At 40.4% G+C, this 24,620-nt stretch carries 25 protein-coding genes and 3 tRNA genes; 5 read left to right on the top strand and 23 right to left on the bottom strand.

Features of this window, described 5'->3' with window-relative positions:
• Nucleotides 1–19: 19 nt before the first annotated feature.
• The 10 genes from nusA to rlmE form a co-directional block, all read right to left on the bottom strand.
• Nucleotides 20–1,519 (bottom strand): transcription termination factor NusA, encoded by a 1,500-nt coding sequence (gene nusA, locus G327_RS0101460; RefSeq protein WP_019612986.1) that lies wholly within the window; start codon nucleotides 1,517–1,519, stop codon nucleotides 20–22.
• Nucleotides 1,520–1,530: 11 nt separating this feature from the next.
• Nucleotides 1,531–1,992 carry a ribosome maturation factor RimP gene (gene rimP, locus G327_RS0101465; RefSeq protein WP_019612987.1) on the bottom strand — a complete coding sequence of 154 codons (462 nt, stop codon included), beginning with the start codon at nucleotides 1,990–1,992 and terminating at the stop codon, nucleotides 1,531–1,533.
• 381 nt (nucleotides 1,993–2,373) lie between these two features.
• Nucleotides 2,374–2,450, bottom strand: a tRNA-Met gene (locus G327_RS0101470).
• A gap of 35 nt (nucleotides 2,451–2,485) precedes the next feature.
• Nucleotides 2,486–2,562 (bottom strand) — tRNA-Met (locus G327_RS0101475).
• 133 nt (nucleotides 2,563–2,695) lie between these two features.
• A tRNA-Leu gene (locus G327_RS0101480) sits at nucleotides 2,696–2,780 on the bottom strand.
• Nucleotides 2,781–2,788: 8 nt separating this feature from the next.
• The gene (gene secG, locus G327_RS0101485) at nucleotides 2,789–3,112 is read right to left on the bottom strand and encodes a preprotein translocase subunit SecG (protein ID WP_019612988.1); all 324 of its coding nucleotides are present in this window, start codon (nucleotides 3,110–3,112) and stop codon (nucleotides 2,789–2,791) included.
• 283 nt (nucleotides 3,113–3,395) lie between these two features.
• Nucleotides 3,396–4,727, bottom strand: coding sequence for a phosphoglucosamine mutase (glmM, locus tag G327_RS0101490; RefSeq protein ID WP_019612989.1), 1,332 nt, complete (start codon nucleotides 4,725–4,727; stop codon nucleotides 3,396–3,398).
• A gap of 26 nt (nucleotides 4,728–4,753) precedes the next feature.
• Nucleotides 4,754–5,584, bottom strand: a complete 831-nt coding sequence (gene folP / locus G327_RS0101495; RefSeq protein ID WP_019612990.1) for a dihydropteroate synthase — start codon at nucleotides 5,582–5,584, stop codon at nucleotides 4,754–4,756.
• 69 nt (nucleotides 5,585–5,653) lie between these two features.
• The gene (gene ftsH / locus G327_RS0101500) at nucleotides 5,654–7,564 is read right to left on the bottom strand and encodes an ATP-dependent zinc metalloprotease FtsH (protein ID WP_026339128.1); all 1,911 of its coding nucleotides are present in this window, start codon (nucleotides 7,562–7,564) and stop codon (nucleotides 5,654–5,656) included.
• Between the two features lie 178 nt (nucleotides 7,565–7,742).
• Entirely contained in the window at nucleotides 7,743–8,396 is a 654-nt protein-coding gene (gene rlmE / locus G327_RS0101505; protein WP_019612992.1) for a 23S rRNA (uridine(2552)-2'-O)-methyltransferase RlmE, read from the bottom strand.
• Between the two features lie 215 nt (nucleotides 8,397–8,611).
• On the opposite strand from rlmE, the gene yhbY reads away from it, so the two are divergent.
• Nucleotides 8,612–8,908 carry a ribosome assembly RNA-binding protein YhbY gene (gene yhbY / locus G327_RS0101510; protein ID WP_019612993.1) on the top strand — a complete coding sequence of 99 codons (297 nt, stop codon included), beginning with the start codon at nucleotides 8,612–8,614 and terminating at the stop codon, nucleotides 8,906–8,908.
• 126 nt (nucleotides 8,909–9,034) lie between these two features.
• Here the strand turns inward: yhbY and greA are convergent, their stop codons facing one another.
• The 3 genes from greA to prfC all read right to left on the bottom strand — a co-directional run bounded on the left by greA (nucleotide 9,035) and on the right by prfC (nucleotide 12,013).
• Complete coding sequence (greA, locus tag G327_RS0101515) at nucleotides 9,035–9,514, bottom strand: transcription elongation factor GreA (RefSeq protein ID WP_019612994.1); 480 nt, start codon at nucleotides 9,512–9,514, stop codon at nucleotides 9,035–9,037.
• Between the two features lie 66 nt (nucleotides 9,515–9,580).
• Nucleotides 9,581–10,411, bottom strand: coding sequence for a TatD family hydrolase (locus G327_RS0101520; protein ID WP_019612995.1), 831 nt, complete (start codon nucleotides 10,409–10,411; stop codon nucleotides 9,581–9,583).
• A gap of 15 nt (nucleotides 10,412–10,426) precedes the next feature.
• A complete protein-coding gene (gene prfC, locus G327_RS0101525) occupies nucleotides 10,427–12,013 on the bottom strand; it encodes a peptide chain release factor 3 (RefSeq protein ID WP_019612996.1) in 1,587 nt (528 codons plus the stop codon).
• Between the two features lie 291 nt (nucleotides 12,014–12,304).
• Between prfC and G327_RS0101535 the strand changes: the two genes are divergently transcribed.
• Nucleotides 12,305–12,487, top strand: coding sequence for a hypothetical protein (locus G327_RS0101535; RefSeq protein ID WP_019612998.1), 183 nt, complete (start codon nucleotides 12,305–12,307; stop codon nucleotides 12,485–12,487).
• A gap of 92 nt (nucleotides 12,488–12,579) precedes the next feature.
• Here the strand turns inward: G327_RS0101535 and G327_RS0101540 are convergent, their stop codons facing one another.
• Both G327_RS0101540 and G327_RS0101545 read right to left on the bottom strand, forming a co-directional pair.
• Entirely contained in the window at nucleotides 12,580–12,912 is a 333-nt protein-coding gene (locus G327_RS0101540; protein WP_019612999.1) for a hypothetical protein, read from the bottom strand.
• 455 nt (nucleotides 12,913–13,367) lie between these two features.
• Complete coding sequence (locus tag G327_RS0101545) at nucleotides 13,368–14,843, bottom strand: coiled-coil domain-containing protein (protein ID WP_019613000.1); 1,476 nt, start codon at nucleotides 14,841–14,843, stop codon at nucleotides 13,368–13,370.
• 469 nt (nucleotides 14,844–15,312) lie between these two features.
• Between G327_RS0101545 and G327_RS0101550 the strand changes: the two genes are divergently transcribed.
• Nucleotides 15,313–15,738, top strand: coding sequence for an RNA recognition motif domain-containing protein (locus tag G327_RS0101550; protein ID WP_019613001.1), 426 nt, complete (start codon nucleotides 15,313–15,315; stop codon nucleotides 15,736–15,738).
• 35 nt (nucleotides 15,739–15,773) lie between these two features.
• Here G327_RS0101550 and G327_RS0101555 read toward each other — a convergent pair whose 3' ends face one another.
• Both G327_RS0101555 and G327_RS0101560 read right to left on the bottom strand, forming a co-directional pair.
• Nucleotides 15,774–16,139 (bottom strand): hypothetical protein, encoded by a 366-nt coding sequence (locus tag G327_RS0101555; RefSeq protein WP_019613002.1) that lies wholly within the window; start codon nucleotides 16,137–16,139, stop codon nucleotides 15,774–15,776.
• Between the two features lie 94 nt (nucleotides 16,140–16,233).
• On the bottom strand, nucleotides 16,234–17,460 hold the full coding sequence (locus G327_RS0101560; protein WP_019613003.1) for a cystathionine gamma-synthase family protein: 1,227 nt from the start codon (nucleotides 17,458–17,460) through the stop codon (nucleotides 16,234–16,236).
• Nucleotides 17,461–17,837: 377 nt separating this feature from the next.
• Here G327_RS0101560 and G327_RS25875 point away from each other — a divergent pair, with 377 nt between their 5' ends.
• Nucleotides 17,838–19,424 carry a sensor histidine kinase gene (locus G327_RS25875; protein ID WP_019613004.1) on the top strand — a complete coding sequence of 529 codons (1,587 nt, stop codon included), beginning with the start codon at nucleotides 17,838–17,840 and terminating at the stop codon, nucleotides 19,422–19,424.
• A gap of 41 nt (nucleotides 19,425–19,465) precedes the next feature.
• Here G327_RS25875 and dcd read toward each other — a convergent pair whose 3' ends face one another.
• Entirely contained in the window at nucleotides 19,466–20,050 is a 585-nt protein-coding gene (gene dcd, locus G327_RS0101570; RefSeq protein WP_019613005.1) for a dCTP deaminase, read from the bottom strand.
• A gap of 213 nt (nucleotides 20,051–20,263) precedes the next feature.
• Nucleotides 20,264–20,470, bottom strand: a complete 207-nt coding sequence (cspE, locus tag G327_RS0101575) for a transcription antiterminator/RNA stability regulator CspE (RefSeq protein WP_019613006.1) — start codon at nucleotides 20,468–20,470, stop codon at nucleotides 20,264–20,266.
• Nucleotides 20,471–20,966: 496 nt separating this feature from the next.
• Here cspE and G327_RS0101580 point away from each other — a divergent pair, with 496 nt between their 5' ends.
• Nucleotides 20,967–21,416 (top strand): YaiI/YqxD family protein, encoded by a 450-nt coding sequence (locus tag G327_RS0101580; RefSeq protein ID WP_019613007.1) that lies wholly within the window; start codon nucleotides 20,967–20,969, stop codon nucleotides 21,414–21,416.
• A gap of 43 nt (nucleotides 21,417–21,459) precedes the next feature.
• Here G327_RS0101580 and nqrM read toward each other — a convergent pair whose 3' ends face one another.
• The 4 genes from nqrM to nqrE form a co-directional block, all read right to left on the bottom strand.
• Entirely contained in the window at nucleotides 21,460–21,684 is a 225-nt protein-coding gene (gene nqrM / locus G327_RS0101585) for a (Na+)-NQR maturation NqrM (protein ID WP_019613008.1), read from the bottom strand.
• A complete protein-coding gene (locus G327_RS0101590) occupies nucleotides 21,684–22,715 on the bottom strand; it encodes an FAD:protein FMN transferase (protein ID WP_019613009.1) in 1,032 nt (343 codons plus the stop codon). The genes nqrM and G327_RS0101590 overlap by 1 nt, the downstream gene beginning before the upstream one ends.
• A gap of 5 nt (nucleotides 22,716–22,720) precedes the next feature.
• Entirely contained in the window at nucleotides 22,721–23,941 is a 1,221-nt protein-coding gene (gene nqrF, locus G327_RS0101595; RefSeq protein WP_019613010.1) for an NADH:ubiquinone reductase (Na(+)-transporting) subunit F, read from the bottom strand.
• 66 nt (nucleotides 23,942–24,007) lie between these two features.
• Complete coding sequence (gene nqrE / locus G327_RS0101600; protein ID WP_019613011.1) at nucleotides 24,008–24,616, bottom strand: NADH:ubiquinone reductase (Na(+)-transporting) subunit E; 609 nt, start codon at nucleotides 24,614–24,616, stop codon at nucleotides 24,008–24,010.
• Between the last annotated feature and the right edge of the window lie 4 nt (nucleotides 24,617–24,620).

Consider the following 24,620-nt stretch of genomic DNA (forward strand, 5'->3'; position numbering starts at 1 on the left):
TTTTTCTCCTATCTGATGCTTATTCAGCGTCTTCGCTGAACCAACAGATGTTACGAGCAGCCATAATCAGCTCCCCTGCTTTTGTTTCGTTCAGTTCTTCAATTTCAAGTAGATCATCAACCGCCTGTTCAGCGAGATCTTCCAGTGTAATAATACCTTTACTTGCAAGTACAAATGCCAAGTGGCCTTCCAAACCTTCAAGAGCTAACAGGTCGTCAGCAGGTTTAGCGCCTTCAAGACTTTCTTCTTGTGCAAGTGCTTTTGTAGCAAGTACATTTTTAGCGCGGGTACGTAACTCTTCAATAATCTCTTCATCAAGACCATCAATTTCTAACAGCTCATTCATTGGAACATATGCAACTTCTTCCAGCGAACTGAAACCTTCTTCAACTAAAACGCCGGCAAACTCTTCATCAATTTCAAGCGATTCGGTGAATAGGGTAATAACACTGTCTGCTTCAGCCTGATGTTTTTCTTTTAATTCAGCTACTGTCATTACGTTTAATTCCCAGCCGGTAAGCTGAGACGCTAAACGAATATTTTGACCGTTACGGCCGATTGCCTGTGCTAAATTATCTTCTTCAACAGCAATATCCATACTGTGTGAATCTTCATCAACAACAATAGAGGCAACTTCAGCCGGAGACATTGCATTGATTGCAAATTGTGCAGGATTCTCATCCCAGACAATAATATCAACACGCTCACCGCCTAGTTCACCAGATACCGCCTGAACACGCGCACCACGCATACCTACGCAAGCACCAACAGGATCAATTCGCTGGTCATTTGATTTAACAGCAATTTTTGCACGAGAACCAGGATCACGAGCAGCGCCCATAAGATCAATCATCTCTTCTGCAATTTCAGGCACTTCCAGACGGAATAACTCAGTCAGCATCTCTGGTTGAGTACGAGTCATAAATAACTGTGCACCGCGCGCTTCAGGACGAACTGCAAACAGAAGACCGCGTAAACGGTCACCCGGACGAAAGTTTTCGCGCGGCAGCATTTCGTCACGGAAAATAACAGCTTCAGCGTTGCCGCCTAAATCAAGCAGGATATTGTCACGGTTCATGCGTTTTACCACACCTGTGATTAATTCACCTTCCTGCTCAGCATATTGTTCTACAACTTGTGCACGCTCAGCTTCACGTACTTTCTGCACAATAACTTGTTTCGCAGTCTGTGTTGTAATTCGGTCAAACTTTACTGATTCAATTTCATCTTCAATGAACTCGCCAGGCTGAATTTCAGGGGAGTCATATTCAGCAGCTTCAAAAGTTATTTCCTGACATGGGTTTTCCATTTCAGCATCTTTTTCAAGCACTAACCAGCGTCGGAAAGTTTCAAATTGTCCAGATTCACGGTCAATTACTACACGAACATCGATTTCTTGTTCATATTTCTTTTTAGTCGCAATTGCTAATGCACTTTCCAGTGCTTCGAAAATAGCTTCACGCGGAAGACCTTTTTCGTTAGATACTGCCTCTACGACAAGTAAAATTTCTTTATTCATCTGTAATCGCCTTAATTATCAAATTTTGGAACAATATTCGCTTTCTGAATATTACTTAGTGCAAAACGTTCTTCTGTACCGTCAACATTTACACAAATTATTTCACCTTCGACAGAGGCGATAACACCTTTCCATCTACGGCGGTTCTGGATCGGCATTCTTAACTGCACTTTTACTTCTGCACCTATAAATTCGGCATACTGCTCAGCAGAAAACAGAGGACGCTCTAAACCCGGCGATGAAACTTCAAGAGTGTATTCATTGGTAATCGGATCTTCGACATCCATCAACGCACTGATTTCCCGGCTTACAGCCGCGCAGTCATCAACTAAGATTCCCGCTTCCTGATCAATATAAACACGCAGTGTTGAGTGCTTACCTGCACGAATATATTCAATACCGACTAATTCATAGCCGAGATCTTCTACATTTGGTTTAAACATTGCTGTTAAACGTTCTTCTAAACTTGCCAAATCTATCCCCTTTCAGAAACAAAAAAAGGGCATATAGCCCTATTTAATTAACAACTTATGTTTATTTAAAACAAACATAAGTTGTCATGTCACGCGGCTGAAAGACAAATTTCAACAGCGCAAATAACAAAAAAGCCCCAATAAATTGGAGCTTTTCATAGGAAACTATCGAAATACAATAGTTTATGAAAAATCGCATTAACAGGAAATTAATCAACTGCCTCTGCTAGTGTTTTTTAAGAGCGGAGCCCGATGAGCCGGCTTCTTAATACATAACACTAAATGTGGTTGCGAGAGCAAGATTTGAATCTACTACTTTCGCCAGTATTTATAAGAGCTGAGCCCGATGAGCCGATTTCTTAATACATCAATACTAGAATGTGGTTGCGAGAGCAGGATTTGAACCTACGACCTTCGGGTTATGAGCCCGACGAGCTACCAAGCTGCTCCATCTCGCGTCCGTAATTGCTGTTTCATTTTACAACTGAAAAGTTGGTTGCGAGAGCAGGATTTGAACCTACGACCTTCGGGTTATGAGCCCGACGAGCTACCAAGCTGCTCCATCTCGCGTCTGTACTTTATGATTCAGATTATAACATCGAACCATTTTAAACTTTCTTTCTAACTTGTCATTAGAAAACGCCGACATTATATAGACAATGTGAATTTGAGGCAATCACTATTCGTCGACATTATAAATATTTGGTGCGGATAGAGAGACTTGAACTCTCACGACCGAAGTCATAGCCCCCTCAAGGCTACGTGTCTACCAATTCCACCATATCCGCTTAATCTATTACTCTGGAATCTGAGTTGAAGTATCTATTTCTGCAGGTGCTTCAACAGGCTGTTCAACAGTTAGGTCTGAAAAGGCTTCATCCGCTGTTACTTTATTTGTTGAAAGGTTACCTAATACCAGGCTTAATGCAAAAAAAGCTACGGCAAGAATAGCTGTTGTACGAGTCATAAAGTTACCAGCACCGCTAGCACCAAACACTGTATTTGAAGCTCCAGAGCCAAAAGAAGCCCCCATACCTGCACCTTTACCCTGTTGAATTAATACAAATCCAATTAAGATAATTGCAACAATTAAATAAACAACTAACAGCATCTCATACATAAAATATACCTATTTTTTCCAGAAAAACTTCTTGATGCTCCACCAGAGAAGCGGGCGAATATTACCCAAAAAACTATAAAACCACAAGCGAATAACGACACTATTTCATTCTTTTAAACAAAGCCTGCCTTAACTGCCCAAATTTCAAACAAAGCGTTGAAATATCAGACCAAAAAACAACAAATCACAAGCAGTTGAAATGAATTTTTAATTCTTTTTATAATCAGCCGGGCTGATAAAGGTAAAAAAACGCATTTCACTTCTACTTGTGACTTCTTTATAGCTATGCTTTTACTTTATCAGCAATGGCCTGTGCATAACCGCGAACTACTTCTTCTTTATCATCTGCTTCTACCATCACCCTGAATACCGGCTCAGTACCTGATTTACGTAATAATACACGGCCGCGCTCGCCTAATAAGTCTTCAATACGCTTCTGCTCTGCAAGAATATCTTTATCTTGTAGAGGGTCGATTTCATTATTGAAACGTACATTGAGCAAAACCTGCGGGTATTTTTTCATGCCCTGACGCAGTTCATGCAGTGTCATACGGCTGCCCTGCATCGCGCTCATCACCTGTAGACCTGAAACAATACCGTCTCCTGTCGGAAGAAGATCTGAACAAATAACATGCCCTGAGTTCTCAGCACCAATACACCAGTTGTTTTTATTCATTAATTCCATTACATGACGATCACCAACATCTGAGCGTTCAAACGGAATGCCTAACGTTTTTAGCGCCTGCTCTAAACCTAGATTAGACATTTTAGTGCCGACCGCACCGCCTTTCAGCGTGCCGGTGCGCAGTTTATCGCGGGCAATAATATAAAGTAACTCATCACCATCAAGAATATAACCGGTATGATCAACCATCATCACGCGGTCACCGTCACCGTCAAATGCAATACCGTAATCCGCTTTTTCTTTAACAACACGCTCAGATAATGCCTGCATGCTGGTTGCACCGCAGTTAAGGTTGATGTTCACCCCGTTCGGCTCAACTCCCATAGAGATAACTTTAGCGCCAAGCTCATTAATAACTAAAGGCGCAATATGGTAAGTAGCACCATTGGCACAATCCACCACTATTTTTAAACCGCTGAGATCGTATTTAGTCGGAAAAGTACTTTTACAAAATTCAATATAGCGCCCGGCAGCATCTTCAATACGGTAGGCTTTACCTAACTGGCTTGAATCAACACATTTAAGCTCTTTATCAATTTCAGCTTCTATTTCCAGCTCAACTTTCTCTGATAACTTAGTGCCTTTATCTGAGAAAAACTTAATACCATTATCATAATAAGGGTTATGTGACGCACTAATCACAATACCTGCAGTTGCACGGAAGGTATGAGTTAAATAAGCGACAGCAGGAGTCGGCATAGGTCCCATTAGTACAGGACGCAGCCCGGCAGCCGTTAAACCGGCCTGTAATGCAGCTTCCAGCATATAACCGGAAATACGAGGATCTTTACCTATTAATACTTTTTTTGAACCTGATTTAGCTAAAACACGACCGGCAGCCCAGCCCAGCTTTAAAGCAAACTCAGGCGTAATTAAAGAGGCGCCGACTTTACCGCGAATGCCGTCAGTACCAAAATATTTTTTTTTCATAGGTTTCTCTTCTTGTTAAAAATGTATTATTTAAATGAATTAACTGCTTGTAAAACTTTGATAGCATCAGCGGTTTCTGCGACATCATGCACTCGAATTATCTGCGAGCCCTGCTGCAATGCAATAATCGCGCCCGCAAGACTGCCTGCCAGGCGTGTATTTATATCACGATTTAATAATTGACCAAACATTGATTTTCTAGAAACTCCCGTGAGAATAGGAAACCCTAACTTCACAAAGTCCCCGGTAGCGCCCAGCAGCTCAAAATTATGCTCAAGCTGCTTGCCGAATCCGAATCCTAAATCAAGTATGATATTGTCTTTATACAGACCGTTTTCGATGCACAGCTGCACGCGTTCTAATAAAAAACGTTTCACCTGCTCAACCACATTCTCGTATTGAGGCGCACTCTGCATAGAGCGAGGCTGTCCCTGCATATGCATCAGACAAACCGGCACATTAGCTTCGACAGCGACCTGCAGCGCGCCTTCTTCACGTAATGCGCGTACATCGTTAATCAGATCGGCTCCCGCTTTTACCGCTTCCTGCATCACCTGTGCTTTACTAGTATCAATTGAAATCCAGCAGTCTAAATTTTCATTTATTTTCTCGATAACCGGTATAACGCGGTCTAACTCCTGCTCAAGACCGACATCAGAAGCACCTGGACGCGTCGATTCACCACCGATATCAATAATAGCGGCGCCCTGTTCGACCATCTCTGCGGCTTTTTTCAAAGCACTATCATTATCAGCAAAACGCCCGCCGTCGGAAAAGGAGTCAGGTGTTACATTTAAAATGCCCATCACCTTAGGCACTCTCAAATCTAGTATTTTATTTCTACTCTGCAGCTGCATTTTATTCTCCATAAAAAAAACCTAAGCAAGCTTAGGTTTTTTATTAACTCATATCACACCGTTTAGCGTTTACTGATCGTCTTTTTTCTCTTCACTTTCAACAATAACCGCTTCTTCAGTGTCTGCTGATTGTGCTTCTTCAACAGGTTCAGCTTTAGCATTCACCTCAACCTCATCAGTCCAGTCTGACGGTGCACGCACTTCTACACGTGCCATTAAATCATCTACTTGTGCAGTATCAATGGTTTCAAACTTCATTAATGCGTCTTTCATAGCATGCAGAATATCAATATTCTCGGTCAATATTTTTTCTGCTCGCTCATAATTACTCTCAATGATAGATTTAACTTCATCATCGATAATTTTACCCGTTTCATGAGAGACAACGTTCGAACGTAATGTATTTGAATCCGCAGTTAATAGAATCGGCCCTAATTTTTCAGAGAAGCCCCATTCCGTTACCATCGCACGGGCAATAGATGACGCCTGTTTAATATCCTGAGATGCACCGGTAGAAACTTTACCTTTACCATAAATTAATTCTTCTGCAATTCGTCCGCCGTACGCCACTGAAATACTACTTTCTAATTCAGTACGGTTCTGGCTGATCTGATCACCTTCTGGTAAAAACTGCGTTACACCTAATGCACGCCCGCGAGGGATAATCGTCACTTTATGAATAGGGTGATGCTGAGGTACCAGCTTAGCAACAATTGCGTGCCCTGCTTCATGATAAGCTGTTGACTCTTTATCTTCTTCACGCATTACTAGACTGCGGCGTTCTGCCCCCATTAGGATTTTATCACGTGCCTGCTCAAAATCTTCTTTAGTTACTGTGCGTTTATTGCCGCGAGCGGCAAAAAGTGCAGCTTCATTAACTAGATTCGCAAGATCTGCACCAGAGAAACCAGGCGTACCACGCGCTAGAACATTCGCTTTCACATCTTCACATAGCGGCACTTTACGCATATGAACATTTAAAATCTGTTCACGGCCGCGTACATCCGGTAAACCAACAACAACCTGACGGTCAAAACGTCCAGGACGTAATAAAGCGGCATCAAGTACATCAGGACGGTTAGTTGCGGCAATAACGATAATACCTTCATTACCTTCAAAACCATCCATTTCAACTAACAGCTGATTCAATGTCTGCTCACGCTCATCATTACCGCCGCCGACACCAGCGCCACGCTGACGACCAACAGCATCAATCTCATCGATAAAAACGATACACGGCGCTGATTTTTTTGCCTGTTCGAACATATCACGTACACGGGATGCACCAACACCAACAAACATCTCCACAAAATCAGAGCCTGAAATGGCAAAGAACGGTACTTTGGCTTCACCGGCAATTGCTTTTGCCAGTAAGGTCTTACCCGTTCCCGGAGGACCTACTAACAAGACACCTGTCGGAATACGTCCGCCCAGTTTCTGGAATTTTGAAGAGTCTTTTAAATAATCAACTAATTCTTTTACATCTTCTTTGGCTTCATCACAGCCGGCTACATCGGTAAAAGTTGTTTTGATCTGATCTTCACCCATCAGTTTGGCTTTACTCTTACCAAACGACATTGCACCGCCTTTGCCGCCGCCCTGCATATTACGCATAAAGAACACCCACACGCCGATCAAGAGCAGCATAGGGAACCAGGAAACAAATATTGAAGCTAAGAAACTGGTTTCTTCCGGCGGAATACCTTCAACCTGAACATTGTGTTTGATTAAATCATTTAACAGATCCAGATCTGGTGCTGGGATATAAGTAACAAAAGGTGTCTGATTACTTTTCAGCCCTTTAATTACCTGCCCGTCAATCTTAACCTGCTGAATCTGTCCCTGGCTGACTTCTTTGACGAATGTTGTGTAGTCCATTTGGGAACTTTTCCCTTCCTCTGCCCCAAACCCCTGGAATAGAGACATCAATACTACTGCGATGACTAGCCACAATATCAGGTTTTTTGCCATGTCGTTCAAGATGTAAACCTCATGTTAATTAATATAAATTTCTTAGTAGACTACTACAGTTTAAAAAGCGTCGCTACTAAATATGTTTAGTACAGATAAGCCGGATCACTAATAGTTTCTCCAGTCTGTAAATATCTGCTTATTACAGCTAAAAATTATCTTTTCTACGGACTGCCGCATACATTTTCTACGCTTTAAATCCAGTCGCAACTAAATAGACTTCACGCGAGCGTGAACGTGAAGAGTCAGGCTTACGTGTTTTGACCGTTTTAAACACTTTACGCACTTCTCCCATAAACGCTTCGAAATCAGCGCCCATAAATACTTTTACAATAAAACTGCCGTCTTTAACCAGTACATCACGACACATATCTAATGCCAACTCAACTAAATACATTGATTTAGGCTGATCGATAGCGGCGCTGCCGGTCATATTAGGCGCCATATCAGAAAGAACAACATCAACTTTATTGTCACCGATACGGGTTAACAGTGCATTTAAAACACTCTCCTCGCGGAAATCTCCCTGCAAAAAATCAACTCCGGCAATTGAATCCATCGATAAAATATCACAGGCAATCACTTTACCATTTAAACCAACCGTATCAACAGCCCACTGCGACCAGCTGCCGGGGGCGGCTCCAAGATCAACAACCGTCATGCCGGAACGAATTAACTTGTCTTTTTTATTGATCTCATCAAGTTTAAAAACCGCCCGTGAACGTAAACCTTTTTTATTGGCCTCTTTAACATAAAAGTCATTTACGTGTTCCTGCATCCAGCGTTTTGAGCTCGCAGATGCCGTTTTTTTAAGACGATTTGAATTCTCGCTTTTAGACATTAGTGTGTTCCTTAAAATTTTATCGTAACTGTATTATCAATATAGCTGATACAGCATAGTAAAACAGCCGGGTAGAGACCCTCTTAGCGTCCCTGAAACGTCATTTTATTAATACAGTTATTCTTCTAATTGGTGATAAATAACAATCCAAATAGTAAAGGTTAATATTTAAGGGTAGAATGAACTGTTTTCAACCCTTAATGAAAGAAATTTGCATGAAATTATCCAATAAACAAAAGAAGCACCTGAAAGGTCTTGCTCACAGTTTAAAACCTGTTGTTCTACTTGGCCAGAACGGCCTGACTGAAGGCGTATTAGCAGAAATAGAGAATGCTCTTAACTTTCACGAATTAATCAAAGTAAAAATTGCTACTGATGATCGTGAAGTTAAACAGTTAATTATTGATGCAATTGTTCGCGAGACAGGAGCACTTAATATTGCCAAAATAGGCCATATAGTGGTTTTATTCCGCCAAAGCGACGATAAAAAGATAGAATTACCGCGTAAATAATTTTATTCCGAGCAGTTAATGCAGAGAATATAAATATAGAACTGAAACGGAAATAATAATCCGCTGTTTAGTTTATAAAAAGCCCAGTTTTCACTGGGCTTTTTTGTATTCCACGCTTAATGAAGTTTATGCCACATACTGCACGTTGATAATTTCATATTCAATTGTGCCGCCTGGGGTTTCGATAGCAATTTCATCATCCAGCATTTTTCCAATTAATCCGCGTGCGATCGGTGAACTAACTGAAATTAAATTTTTCTTGATATCGGCTTCATCATCACCAACGATACGGTATGTTACTTCATCATCGGTATCAATATTAACAATCGTTACTGTTGTACCAAAAATAACCTTACCGTTATTAGTCAGCTTACTAACATCAATAACTTGTGCGTTAGATAATTTTGCTTCGATATCTTGAATTCGGCCTTCACAAAATCCCTGTTGTTCACGCGCAGCATGATACTCAGCATTTTCTTTTAAATCACCGTGTTCGCGGGCTTCGGCAATCGCATTCACTATTTCTGGACGCGTCACAGTTTTTAACTGTTCTAATTCGGTGCGTAAATTCGCAGCACCAGTGGCCGTCATTGGATATTGAACCATTAAAAATCACCTTATTTAAACTTTACAGTATCTGAAAAGGCAGACATTTTACGGTAATTTTCTGATTTAGTCATTGTCTAACGAGAAAATAGAGACGCTATTTTTATAAATTTGCGCTGCTAAACAATTTTTTGATTCACTGCGCAGTGCCGCAAGTGATTCAAAAACAGAAATAACATTAAGTGGCGAGTTATAGCGTTCCGCCTGCTGGTAAAGCGCCATATCCGGTGCGTCAGTCTCTAATACCAGAGATTCAACGGGCAGCTGACTGATGGTTGTTTTTGTTCGCGTTGAATTAGGGTAAGTAATCACTGCCCCTACGCCTATTTTAAAACCTAAAGCTATAAATGCGCATGCAACATCAAAACTGCCGGAAAACGCATGATAGACACCACCGCAGGTAAACTTCTGCTCCTTTAATATTTCTAACACTCTACCCTGCTTTTTAACAACATGTAAAATCACAGGCAGCTGCAGTTTTTGCGCAAGCTGCACCTGACGGATAAATACCTGCTCCTGCAGCTGCATATCTGCATCGGCAAATTTATCTAACCCAATTTCTCCCAGCGCAACACACTGCGTACCGCTGTTTTGCAATAGTTTTTCCAGGTACTGAAAATCACTTTCTTGAAAAGTAGTAATAAAATGCGGATGGCAGCCGAGTCCGTAATAAAGCTGTTTATGAACGGCGCATAATTCGATGATATCAGACCAGCTGCCCGGCGCTGTTCCGGGAATAACTAACCGCTTTATATCCTGTTCCTGCAGCTGTTTTAATAATGCTTCCCGCTGCTCATTAAAGCAGGAAAAATTTAAATGGCAGTGACTGTCAATAAACATATTTTTTCCGTTTGCAGGTACAAAAAAAGCGTCCGGAGACGCTTTAATTAATAGCATAATTAACAAAGCCTGTTAATGTTCGCGTGTTTTTCTAAAGTTAACTGCAGGATAACGTTCAATAGCAAGATTCAAGTTAACCATAGTCGGGGCAACATAAGTTAAATTGTTACTACCGTCTAGTGCTAAATTATCATAGGCTTTTTTCTCAAATTCAGCCATCTTCTGCGGATCTTCACTATCTACCCATAATGCAGTTGCAACACTGATACCTTCGTAAATTGCTTCTACTTTATATTCAGATTTAAGGCGTTGTACAACCACTTCAAACTGCAGTACACCTACCGCGCCTACAATTAAATCATTGCTGCGTAATGGTCGAAAAACCTGTACCGCACCTTCTTCTGAAAGCTGCATCAAACCTTTTAGCAGCTGCTTTTGTTTGAGCGGATCTTTTAAACGAATACGACGGAACATTTCCGGCGCAAAGTTGGGAATACCGGTAAATTTGAGTTCTTCATTAGTAGTAAAGGCATCACCGATTTGAATCGTACCGTGATTATGTAAACCGATAATATCACCCGGATAAGCCTCTTCAGCAGCAGCGCGATCCCCGGCCATAAAAGTAACCGCATCGGAAATGCTGACCATTTTACCGGTACGCACATGGCGCATTTTCATGCCTTTTTCATACTTGCCTGAACAAACACGCATAAATGCAATACGGTCACGATGTTTAGGATCCATATTTGCCTGAATTTTAAAAATAAATCCTGAAAATTCTTTTTCAGTCGGCTCAACAACACGCTGCTTTGCAATTCTAGAAAGCGGTTTTGGCGCCCATTCAACCAGCCCGTCTAATACATGGTCTACACCAAAGTTACCTAATGCGGTACCAAAATAAACCGGAGTTAATTCACCTTTTAAGAATAACTCATGGTCAAACTCATGAGAGGCGCCTACAACCAGCTCCATTTCTTCACGCAGATCTTCTGCATATAACGGCAGCGCTTCATCAAGCTCAGGATTATCTAAGCCTTTAATTATTCGGCTCTCTTGAATGGTATGCCCCTGACCCGTTGAATATAAGATCACTTCATCACGCAGCAGGTGGTATACACCTTTAAACTCTTTGCCCATACCAATAGGCCAGGTAATTGGAGCACAGGCAATATTTAAAACCTCTTCAACTTCATCCATTAACTCGATCGGATCACGAATATCACGGTCACATTTATTCATAAATGTAATGATCGGCGTATCACGCAGGCGTGTAACCTCCATTAATTTAATCGTACGCTGCTCAACACCTTTTGCAGAGTCAATGACCATTAAACATGAATCTACAGCGGTTAATGTACGATAAGTATCTTCCGAGAAGTCTTCGTGTCCGGGAGTATCAAGCAGATTCACTAAACCGTTATTATACGGAAACTGCATCACAGAAGTGGTAATCGATATACCGCGATCTTTTTCCATCTCCATCCAGTCAGATTTTGCATGCTGCCCCGATTTTTTACCTTTTACTGTACCGGCTTTCTGCAGCGCGTTACCAAACAAAAGTACTTTTTCAGTGATGGTTGTTTTACCCGCATCGGGGTGTGAGATGATAGCAAAAGTCCTTCTTTTCCTTACATTCTCTATGATGTCTTTGTTTGGCATTTATTTATTTCTCTAATTATGTACACAGCAATGTACGTTTTAATCACGTTAATTTAACCGCGTTAAACTGATATTTGGGATAATTTTCGCGATTATAGCAAATTCGTACGACGGTTTCCTTTTGTAATTTAAATAAAAAGAAAGCACAACAGAGGTATTTAATATCAATGCTGTTCACTTTGTTTTTTACCTGTGCAAACTCTTTACTATACTTAATTCGTGTTCGGGTTGTTTTTGCGGACATACAATAGTTTTATCAATGGTCTCCATTACCACAGAGAGGTTCATTTCATGAGAGCTTTCCTTTTAATTTTGTTTTGCGGAACGGTAGGTGGTTTAGTTGTATCGGCGATAAACAGTATTACGCCATTTGGCATGGTACTGGTATCACTAGTTATTTTGTGGGGGGCAACTAAAGCACTGGATCTAATTGAGCATTCTTATCATGGCACAAAGAATGAAAAAAAAGAGTGACGGGTGATTTATGTCTTAGCGCAGAAAAACGATTAAAGGGACCAAACGGCCCCTTTAATAATTCGAACTTACAACAATTTTGTTTGTGAGGTTTATAAGTCGTAATGCCATTCAGGGGATTTTGGATAGACACACTCACCACAATTATCACAGGCTCTGAGCAGATCATCGATCAGTGGTTCAGGAATAGACCAGGAATCCAGCTCTGCAACAACATTATCTAAAGAATTTACTGAACCGGTCACGGTCAGTGCAATATCGTGAGTTCGCTGAGCTCGCTCCAACCCTTCTTTAAGCACAGCTTTAGCTGTTGATATTTTATTCTCATTGCCCATCGCACAAACAACTGATTTTGAAAAAACGGTATAAATCTTACTTACCTGTACAAAAAATGCATCGTCTATAGCCTGTTGGATAATATTCACACTGACTCTCCTTACTGGTAACGATATTATAGATTTGCTCAAACAACAGGGACAATGCTTTAAAAGCAACACTGCAAACAACGAACGAGTAACAGGAGTACTGCGTTGCGCCCTGTTAAAATGGTGGCTGTCTATCCCTACATTGATTAAATGTAGCTCCCTTTTCCAGTATTTCTATTACACCTTATTACCCCGCAACGAAATACGAAAATCAAAGAGGGCCAGCAGCTACATTATCTAAGAAACAAGCAACCACAAAGCAATAAGCCATTGATTGAATAAAACTAAACATATAGTCTTCTTATTTTGGATACAATCATAAGGTAATAATTGATAAACAAGTTTTTATAAGAAGTTGAAGTTCATCTTAGGCGGGGTTAGTAAAGCTTACAGTGGTTTAAAATTACACTGCAGATTTAAACCCGCAGTGCATACTTTAGTCTCTATTACAGCAGTTACTTCAAGTGATACTGTCTGCCGTTTTTTTCGCTTTCGGCATTCGCTTTCTTATTGTGCTTGGCTGACAGACTACTTAAATGCAGTCCCGATAAGGTTAATGCGATACCGGTAATAGAGCCTATCAAGGCTAATGAGCCAAACCAGATAAGCCCAACAAGCGTTAATGTCTCATTTTTGATCTCTTTGTAATGGCTGACATTATCAACATATGACGCCATACGATAAACCTGATTAGACAAGGCCATTGTATTCGCTTCAATTTCAATCACACGAATATCGTAACGCAGCTTCGTGTTCTCCAGCTTCAGCTCTTTGATGTAAGCATTTTCATTAGAAAATTCACTGTTAACCCGCTCAAGTTTGTTCTCTAAATTACGCAGTGACTGCTGTTTTTCTTTAGACAACTGACGCTGTGTTTTTGCCAGATTCTGACTACTGGCATTAGCGGCCTGCTTATAACTGCGCGACAACGACTCTACCTGCTGACTTTTATGTTTGATCATGTCGTCTTTCAGTGCCAATAGTTCAGCATAATAATCGTCTAAAAACTTAACTGATTCCAGATTAGGTTTTTTACTTTTCCCGGTAATGGTTCTGTTATTAATACTGTTCAACTGGTTTTCTGCGTAACGGATCTTTTCATCATAATCTTTCTTCACAGTCGCTGAAGTAAAGAAGTTGGAATCATCCAGGGCTTGTTTCTTTTCCGCTGTCAGGGCATTGATCTGCCCAAGCAGACGCGCACGTTCCTGTTTAATGGTGTCCGTACTACCCTGGAAATTCTGCATACTCGACTGAAAGCGCTGTTCTTTTTTAGCGGACAGCTCCTGTAGTAAGGCTGATTTTTCAACTTTAAGCTGATTCAGTTCTTTTCTTGCTTTAGCAAGTGAGCTTCGCAGCGGCTGCACATTTTTGGATAAACGTTCGTTACGCTTAACAGCACTGCTGTACTGCGTCTTATAGCTGCTGTAAACATTGTTTTTATCAGATGCTATTTTTTCAGTTTTATCACTGAAATTCTGGAATGCAATGAGAATATTTTCTTTATTAACTTCGATCTGGTTTTCAATACGGCTGATTTCAATTTCGCTTAAATTTATCTGACTGTTAATTGATGAAAATGCTCTTTCAAAACCATTAAGCAAGGTTTCAAAGGTAATCAATGACAAAAAACAGATGATAAACAGATACATAATAAATGATTTTCTAGAGTGCCATAATCCGATTACAAAAGGGATTTTGGTCAGCTCAACCAGGGAGATCATGACAAATGGTGCAGATAAAGTAAAAGAACTGACCATATTGTCACCGCCGGCAACGAGTGAAATTGAAATACAAAGACCAATAAAAACAACAATAATTTCAACAATCCAGGCTATTTTACGTAAAAATCGACTGTGTCTGTGAAGTTCATGTGCACCGTTATCCATAACACTGCCGGTATTAATACCAGCTCCAATAATATTGCTCATCTGCTTAATGACTACCTCATAATTAATAAAATGATACTTTCAATACAACATCTCTGCTTAAAAAGCATAAAAAAACAGAGCCTTATCGATTATTAAAAGTACTGTTCGCACCTATTTCCTACTTTACATGTACGAAATTCCAGCACTAAAGCAGATATAATAACTCATGTACTGAAGTTCGTATACTAACTCAAGCAGGTTATAACTTTCAGACTCTCCTATACATATCTGAGATGTATCATCATATATTCTGCCGTTTCAGCAGCCGTAATACTGCATAAGAAGCCGATGTCACAGCTAATTATCACTTTAAGTAATGACCTTTTGCCAAGTTAGCGCAATGACATATAACTAGAAGTAAACAGACAACCTTTTATAATTTTTCACATCAAAGAGATAACAGACAGAATTAAGGTTCAATACCTGTTAAGATAGCGGATTAAATAATTGTTCAATAAAATGGTGTCCCATGAAATTACTAGTACGCAACCTTGCTGCCGCAACAACCGAAGAAAAACTAAAAAGCTTATTTGTCGAACACGGCACTGTGCAGTCGTGTACCCTGGTTTTAGACAAAGTAACCGGGAAATCTAAGGGTTTTGGTTTTGTTGAAATGCCTAAAGCCGGTGAAGCTAAAGCAGCTATGAAAACATTAAATGGTTATAAATTAGCGGGCAATCTAATTCGCGTAAAAAAATCTGAAGCAAAGAAAGAAGAAACGCCGCTAACAACTGAAACAGTAAAAACCGCAGAACCTACACCTGTAAAAGCGAAGAAAGCGCCAGTAAAAAAAGAAACATCAGTAAAAGAAGAAATATCAGTAGAAGCGCACAGCAATGAAAATAATGCGATGAATATTTACGGTACCATCAAAAAATCTGACGACCAGTTTTAGGCACCCTATTCACTAAATAGCAGAGCCGTTAAGCTTTAACGGCTCTGCTTAGCTGCCAGCTTATTTTCCTGCATTTTTCTCGATAAAAGATCAAAACGACTTAAACATAACCCGCCTAAACTTTTCCTGTCAATTTTAGCAAGCTTAAGCATGCTTCTTTGCTGTTCTTCACTAACGATCTCAGCGTCATTATGAGAGTAAGTACTAACTTGAAGTAAGCTGTATTTATACATTTCACTGTAATAATTAAACATAGCTTTATCATCTAACTCTACAGAAATATCACTGCATAGCTGATAATTAGCTAGCGCGCGCCCTAATATTTTTAAATCCTGTTCATTAACAGTGGCTGCCGCTAATGGAATATTAAACAGCAGGATAAAAATCAGTAATCTATTCATAAGCATCTGTATATTTAAAATTCAGAAACAAGCTGCGGCAAATTTATGCACAAAAAAGAGGCACCAGGCCTCTTTCTGCTCAAATTGACTTTAATTAAGCAAGTGCTTGTTTGAAGTCTGCTAACAGATCTGCAGTGTTTTCAATACCGATTGAACAACGAATCATATTTTCGCTAATGCCCATCTCCTGACGAGTATCTAATCCCATTTCATGGTAAATAGTCGGCGCAACCGGTAATGCTAAAGTTCGATTATCACCAAGATGCGTTGCACTGATAACAACATTGAGTTTATTTAACAACTCGCAGCAGTCTTCACCTTCAACCAGATCAAAGCTTAAAATTGCACCAAACTTTTTAAACAGACGCTTTGCAGTTTTATGCTGCGGATGACTTTCCAAACCAGGATAATAAACTTTAGCAACCTTAGGATGCTGCTCAAGAAACTCGGCCAGTGCAAAAGCGTTATCACACTGACGTTCCATACGCAGCTCCATGGTTTCACTGCCGACAGAAATCAAATGCGCCGTTTGTGAACTGACACAAGCCCCCATATCACGCAGGCCTTTTTTCTTAATCTGGCTGATTCCCCACATTCTGCTGTCACCCTGACGATAAGCTTCAAATATATTCGGATAGCTTGCCCAGTCATATAAACCACTGTCTGTAACAGAGCCGCCTAACGCGTTACCGTGTCCGGCAACATATTTTGAAAGCGAGGTCACAATCAGGCTTACTTTAGCTTTCCGAGCATCAAACAGGTAACTTGAAGTTAATGTATTATCAATAACATAAACAAGTTTTTCAGCTTCACAGAAATCACCTATTTCCTCAAGCGCACTAATTTGTGTAACCGGGTTAGCGATTGTTTCAACGAATACCATACGCGTATTTTCTCGGCGGGCTGCTTTTACCTGTTCTATATCCGTTGCATCCACCAAAGAAATTTCAATACCGTAACCTTCAAGTGTGCCTATCAAACTGCTGGTATTGCCAAATAAGTAACGGCTGCAGATCAGGTGATCACCAGACTTTAACAGTGATAAAAATGTCGTAACAATAGCAGCCATACCCGATGAAAAAACTAAGGACGCAATGCCGTTATCCATCTGCTTGATTTTGTGCTGCAGGGCATCGTTGGTCGGCGTAGATGAGCGTGCGTAAGCGTGGCCGGGGTGGCCTTGAAAAACATCAATTAAGCCTTGAACATCATCAAAGCCGAAAGGTACCGAGTTATGAATAGGCGCATGCACGGCACCGAACTCTAAATTTAATAAACGATCTGAATGCACTATCTTTGTTGTAAAACCTTGCTCTGACATCTCAATTCCTTCGGTTATTTTATTAAAACGTTAGGGCCTGGTTATCTTTGCTCTTTGTTCCTGCTGGAGGCTATTTTTATGCTCAGCAAGGCAGAAATCATGCAGTGTAATCACTCTACATTAATGACGGATAACGAAATTGAGTGTAAAAATAGCCCCAGCCCTTCGGGTTGAGGCTGAAAATTCCTCACTCTGCGTTGCTCATCACTCATTTAGAACAACTAAACTTCACTCTTCGCGCCTTGATTGATAAACTTTCAGGCTCAACAGGGGCAATTTTCAAAGATAAACAGGCCCTAGTCTGCAATAAATAATTAATTGTTTTTTAAAGTATTATGCTTAGTCGGTTAAGCATTATACAGAGATAAGGAACTAAGTTGAAATCGAATCTATATAGTATTTTCGTCTTTCTTATTGGTTTATTGGTAACTTATATCGGCAGTAATTACTATCAAAAAACAGAGCTTGCAGCTCACAAACAGGAAGTTATCAGTGAAAGCCAGGCAATAAGCCACAATATCCAGCAGCAGATTTCAAAGTATGCTCAGCAGCTGCAGTTAACAGCTCAGAGCTGGTCTACAGCTGCAGAAATCAACCTTCACTGGACACAGCAGATCAGTACCCTAAAAAATTTTAACCCGCATATCATAGATATAAAAATATATGATTTTACAGGCAATCAAAATTTAAACATCGGCACTGCTGATTACGTCCATTTTGACAGTGACTTACAAAAAGCCCAACAAGCTAAACATCGTGAATATCTACCCAAACGTCTACCGGTTTCAAATCAAAACAGAATATTTATGAGTCCAGTCTTTGTATTAGCTAACAATGACACAGCAGCTTATATACAAATCCCAATTTTTATAAAAAACAAACTGTTTGCTTATTTAGAAACGGCGATCAATATCAGTAAGTTACTGGAGCAGCAGAAACAGACATTTCAATTAACCAGCCCCTTTTCAATATCTGAAAATGGACGGACAATTTTTTCTGTACTGCCTGAAGCCTCACATATAAATGATGTTCATGAGCAGATGAGTTTTCCAATTTTTGGTCATCAGTGGAAATTAATGGTGTGGTTGAACCATCAGCCTGTTATCTACTTGTATCTGCCTTATATCGGAGGTTCAACAGCACTACTACTGGCACTGTTAACTTATTTAATTCTGTTAAATAGGGACTACAGGAATAAAATACTCAGGCATAAAAAGCGTTTAATAAAAATAAATAACGACTTTACTGCCAGTAAATCAAGATTAGTACACTCTAATAAACTCTCTTCACTGGGTGAGATTGCGGCCGGTATTGCTCACGAAATTAACCAGCCGCTGCAGGTTATCTGTATTCACGCAGATTTATGTAATGAAAATTTAATTAAACAGGAATATCACTTAGTCGATAAAAGTTTCAGAACGATATTAGCGCAGGTGGAGCGCATCGAAAAAATAGTAAAACAGGTAGGAAGTTTTGCGCGAGACAGTGAATTAGATAACTACCACGACCAGACACCAGCTGATATTTTTTCCAGTGTTATTAATATTGTCAGTAACCAGTATCAGCAGGAACAGGTTGAATTAAGACAGGTCCTGCCAGGATCTCTTCCAGCAGTTTTCTGCAATAAAACGCAGATTGAACAAGTGCTAGTCAACTTATTGATTAATGCTAAAGATGCAGTGGAACACAGTGATAGAAAAGTCGTTTTTATTAAGGCACACAGCAAAGAGAACAGATTATATATCGAAGTATCCGACAGCGGCTCTGGTATCGAAGCAGATAAACTCGAACAGATCTTCACCCCGTTCTACACCACAAAAACCCTAGGTAAGGGCACCGGCTTAGGTTTATCTATCAGTTACTCAATCATTCTACAGCATAACGGTGAACTAAAAGTATCCAGTGAAATAGGTAAAGGCAGTACCTTTTCTGTCAGCCTTCCTCTACAGAAAAGCCCGGACTAATCAAGTCAGGGCTTTTATTTAAAAGCATGCAGCAGTAAAATTTAACCGTCCTGATTAATTCTGCTTGCAACAGCCCCCTGCTGATCTTTATATTTTGCATCACTGCGTTTATTATATGGTCTGGTAGCCGGTGCAGACAAAACTTCAAAGTTTAACGCCCCAATAGTCATTTTAGGACGCAGCGCCAGAGGCAGCTTGCCGCTGTTATAAAACTCTAAAACAATTTTTCCAGACCAGCCCGGATCGATTCGATGTGCTGTCACGTGCACCATCAGCCCTAAGCGGGCAAGTGAAGAGCGCCCGTCTAACCAGCCGACAACATCGGAAGGTAAAGTGACTTCTTCATAAGTAACGGCTAACGCCAGCTCACCAGGATGCAGAAAGAAAGCATCATCTTCTTTAATTACAATCGCTTCACTCATCACTCTGTCCAGTGATGCCGCCACTTCTTCTTTAGGTCCAGACAGATCGATATAAGGTGTCGTATGCTCACTGAACACTCTGAATTCATCACCTAAACGAATATCAACACTGACGCCTGAAATAGCAGACTGCGGCGGGCGAGGATCTATTATTATTTTCCCGGCATCTAAATATTCTTCGATATGGGTATCACACAAACGCATTTGTTTCTCCAGACAGCTAAAGTCATTCATTAATTTAATGCATTATACACAATAATGCGAATTACATTAAATAAGAGCTACTTAGGATTTTTCAAAGGGGATAGAGTTGAAGTGAAACTATGGAGGATTTTCTTACACGCATAAAAAAGGTAAGTCATTGACTTACCTTTCTATTCAATCAGAATGAGCTAATTAAAGCTCATCGAAGCAATATTAAAGAGCTACGATGTTTTCTGCTTGAGGACCTTTTTGACCTTGAGTTACAGTGAACTGTACTTTTTGGCCTTCAGCAAGAGTTTTGAAACCAGTGCTTGCGATTGCAGAGAAATGTGCGAAAACGTCAGGACCGTTTTCTTGCTCGATGAAACCAAAACCTTTAGATTCGTTGAACCATTTTACTGTACCAGTAGTTGTAGACATAATAATATCCTATTTAATTTTTGAGTAATTAACCTTGTGAATCAAGGCATTTGGCTAGAAGTGTTGCTATTACTTATGAAGTATAGGATTCGGTACATAATACGGAACATTGAACATAAATATCAAACGAACTTTCAAGCTGGGAAAGAGTATATAGGTCTTTAAAAAACAGTACAACACCTATTTAGGAATTAAATGGGAAAATATAAAAAAAAAAACATTCGAGTTTGACCACAAAATATATAATCAATAAAATCAACAACTTCACAACCAATACATGTTAACAATATGTTAAAAGCACAGTTTATATGCCCTGTCAGATTTGCTCCTATCAGCTTCCCACAGTAAATATGATTTACAGATCCAACAGTTATCCGTAATTCAACCGCTTTAATTGTCCTCTTTACAAAACTTGTCACGGCTTCCTAGCTAAACAGAACTTCTTTTTGCTATATTGGCAGCTTATATACTCATGATATTTCAAATAGGAACAGTAATGACAATATGGATTGATGCAGATGCCTGCCCGGTACCTGTCAGAGATATGGTTCTACGGGCTGGTCAAAGGACCTCTACCGCACTGGTCTTTGTGGCTAATTCGCCTTTACCGATCCCAAGGCGCCCTTTAGTAAAAACCGTACAGGTTTCACAGGGTTTCGATGTGGCTGACAACTATATCAGCCAGCATGTTGAATTAAACGACTTAGTGATAACTCAAGATATTCCGTTAGCGGCAGAAATAGTCGAAAAAGGTATTACTGCGCTTAACCCCAGGGGAGAGCTTTATACGGTTGAGAATATCCGTCAGCGTTTAGCGATGCGCAATTTTGCAGAGGAGTTACGCAGTACAGGACAGATCAGCGGCGGGCCGAATAAATTTGGCGACAAAGAAAAACAGACATTTGCAAATGCCCTGGATCGCTGGTTACAAAAAAACAGGAAATAAAAAATGGGGAAGTATTCCCCATTTTATTCAGCCTTAAGAAGCTTTATAGAATACGATCCGCATCATTAAGCTTAGCGGCACGCTCTGCTTCGAGGTTCTTTTTTTTACGGTTTTCACAGGGCTCAGGGCAGTCACATTCTTTTTCAATGCCTACTGACGCTAATCCCCCGCAGCTGCCGCCAATTGTTTTTTTATTAAAAATATAACCAATAGCCATAGCTGCGATCACCAGTAAAAAAACGATAAATGTTGCAATAAAATATATCATTATTTTTCTTCAATAAAATAAGTTTCAAATTCCGGGGTGTAATATTCTATAAAATCATCCCCGTTTTTCACCAGCATAAAAACTGCTAGCTGCTGTGCTTCCGCAAAAGCCAGACCTTTTTCAGGCCCTAGTACCGTAATAACAGTTGCGAGTCCGTCGGCATACATGCTGCTTGGATGGATCACAGTAACAGACGCCAATTTATGTTTAATCGGTTTACCTGTCGCAGGATCAATTGTATGCGAATAACGAACATCGTCAAACTCGTAATAATTGCGGTAATCCCCCGAAGTAGCAATGGCATTATCACCGATATTTATTAAGCGCTGTACATTCTGCCCTGCTGACGGCCGTTCAATCGCCAGCGTCCAGTTTTCACTGCCGGGTTTTTCACCGCGAACACGAAGCTCACCGCCGATATCAACCAGATAATTATTAATACCTAAAGACTGCAGGTATTCAGCAATATCATCAACGCCATAACCCTTTGCAATCGAAGAAAGATCCACATACAGCTCAGGGATATCTTTATTAAGTGTATTGCCACTGACCGATAAATGCTGACTGCCGACAACCTGATTTTTCTGTTCAATCACTGACTGAGCAGGCACTTTTTCCGGACGTTTATCCGGACCGAATCCCCACAAGTTCACTAACGGCCCAACCGTTACATCAAATGCGCCGTTACTCTTTTCGAAAAGTTCTAATGATGCTTCAACAACGTGACGTGTTGCGTCTGACACCGCTAAAGACTTCTCAGCCTGGTTAAAACGCGACAGTTCAGAATCAGGGCGATAAGTTGACATCTGATCATTAACTAATTCAAGTCTTATATCTATTTGTGATTGTAAAGTTTCAGCAGCTAAAGCTGCACTTTTACTCTGCTCACCATCTAACACATAGGTTATATGGTAATACGTTCCCATCGTTTTCCCCTGGATTTTCAGGAGTTCCGGCTCATTTTTAGAGCACGATGAAAGAAAAAAGGCCAGCCCGATTAAGGCCAGCCATTTAGTTGAAAGCTTAATCATTACGATTAACCAAAATCATCAAGCATGATGTTCTCGTCTTCAACACCTAAATCTTTAAGCATTGCAATAACAGCTGCATTCATCACCGGTGGACCACACATGTAGAATTCACAATCTTCTGGTGCTTCATGATCCTTCAGGTATTCTTCAAGTAATACATTATGAATGAAACCCGTATAACCATCCCAGTTATCTTCCGGCTGCGGATCACTTAAGGCAACATGCCATTCAAAGTTATCATTTTCAGCAGCTATGCTGTCAAAATCTTCAACATAGAACATCTCACGCTTTGAGCGCGCACCGTACCAGAAGCTGCACTTACGTTTAGTATGCAAGCGGCGGAACTGATCAAAGATGTGTGAACGCATCGGCGCCATACCGGCACCACCACCAACAAATACCATCTCATTCTCAGTTTCTTTGGCAAAGAACTCACCAAACGGACCGGAAATAGTTACTTTATCACCCGCTTTTAAGCTGAAGATGTAAGATGACATTTTACCACACGGCAGAGTCAAATCACGCGGCGGCGGCGTAGCGATACGCACGTTAAGCATGATAATCCCTTCTTCACCTGGGTAGTTCGCCATAGAATACGCACGAATAGTGTCATCATTAACTTTAGATTCTAAATCAAAGAATTTAAAGTGCTCCCAGTCACCACGGTACTGCTCTTCAATGTCAAAGTCTTTATATTTAATATGATGTGCAGGCGCTTCAATCTGAATATAACCACCGGCTTTAAACGGAACAGATTCACCATCAGGAATCTGCAGTTTAAGCTCTTTAATAAATGTCGCTTCGTTACCATTAGAGATAACTGTACATTCCCATTTCTTCACACCGAAGATCTCTTCAGGTAATTCAATGTCCATGTTTTCTTTAACACTTACCTGACAAGCTAAACGTTCACCTTCTTTGGCTTCTCGTTTATTAATATGATCCAGCTCAGTCGGCAGAATATCTCCGCCTCCTGATTTAACTTTAACCTTACACTGACCGCATGTACCGCCGCCGCCGCAGGCAGAAGAGACAAAGACCCCGGAGTTTGCAAGGGCACCAAGCAGTTTGCCGCCGGCCTGTGTGGTAATGCTTTTATCTGCATCATCATTTACAGAAATTGTGATATCGCCTGTGCTTACCAGTTTTGATTTGGCCGCTAAAATAATAACAACCAAGGCTAAAACGATAATAGTAAACATGGCAACGCCGAGAAAGATTTCCATCGACTTTTTCCTTGTTCTAAGGGAGGCCTAAGCCTCCGTTAATTCGAATAGATTAAACACTAACAATTACAGTTGAATACCAGAGAACGACATAAACCCTAATGCCATCAACCCTGCAGTAACAAAAGTAATACCTAAACCACGTAAACCGTCTGGTACATCAGCGTATTTCATTTTTTCACGAATACCCGCTAATGCAACAATTGCCAATGTAAAGCCCACACCACTACCAACACCATAAACAGCCGACTCTAATAAGTTATATTCACGCTGCACCATAAATGATACACCGCCGAATATTGCACAGTTAACAGTAATAAGCGGTAGGAAAATACCTAATGCCTGATACAAAGCCGGAAAATGTTTATCTAATACCATCTCTAGAATCTGCACTAAGGCTGCAATAACACCGATAAAAGTGACAAAGCCTAAAAAACTAAGATCGGCATCTGGTAAACCAGCCCACGCCAGTGCACCAGGCGCTAGCAGGTTAAAGTAGATAAGCTGATTAACCGGTACTGCGATACCCAGTACCACGATAACCGCCACGCCTAAACCCATAGATGTTTTAACTTTCTTAGAAACAGCAAGAAAAGTACACATGCCTAGGAAGAAAGCTAACGCCATATTTTCTATAAAAATAGAACGAACAAAAATACTTAAATAATGTTCCATTTTA

The organism is Psychromonas ossibalaenae ATCC BAA-1528 (assembly GCF_000381745.1).
GTDB classification, from domain to species: domain Bacteria; phylum Pseudomonadota; class Gammaproteobacteria; order Enterobacterales; family Psychromonadaceae; genus Psychromonas; species Psychromonas ossibalaenae.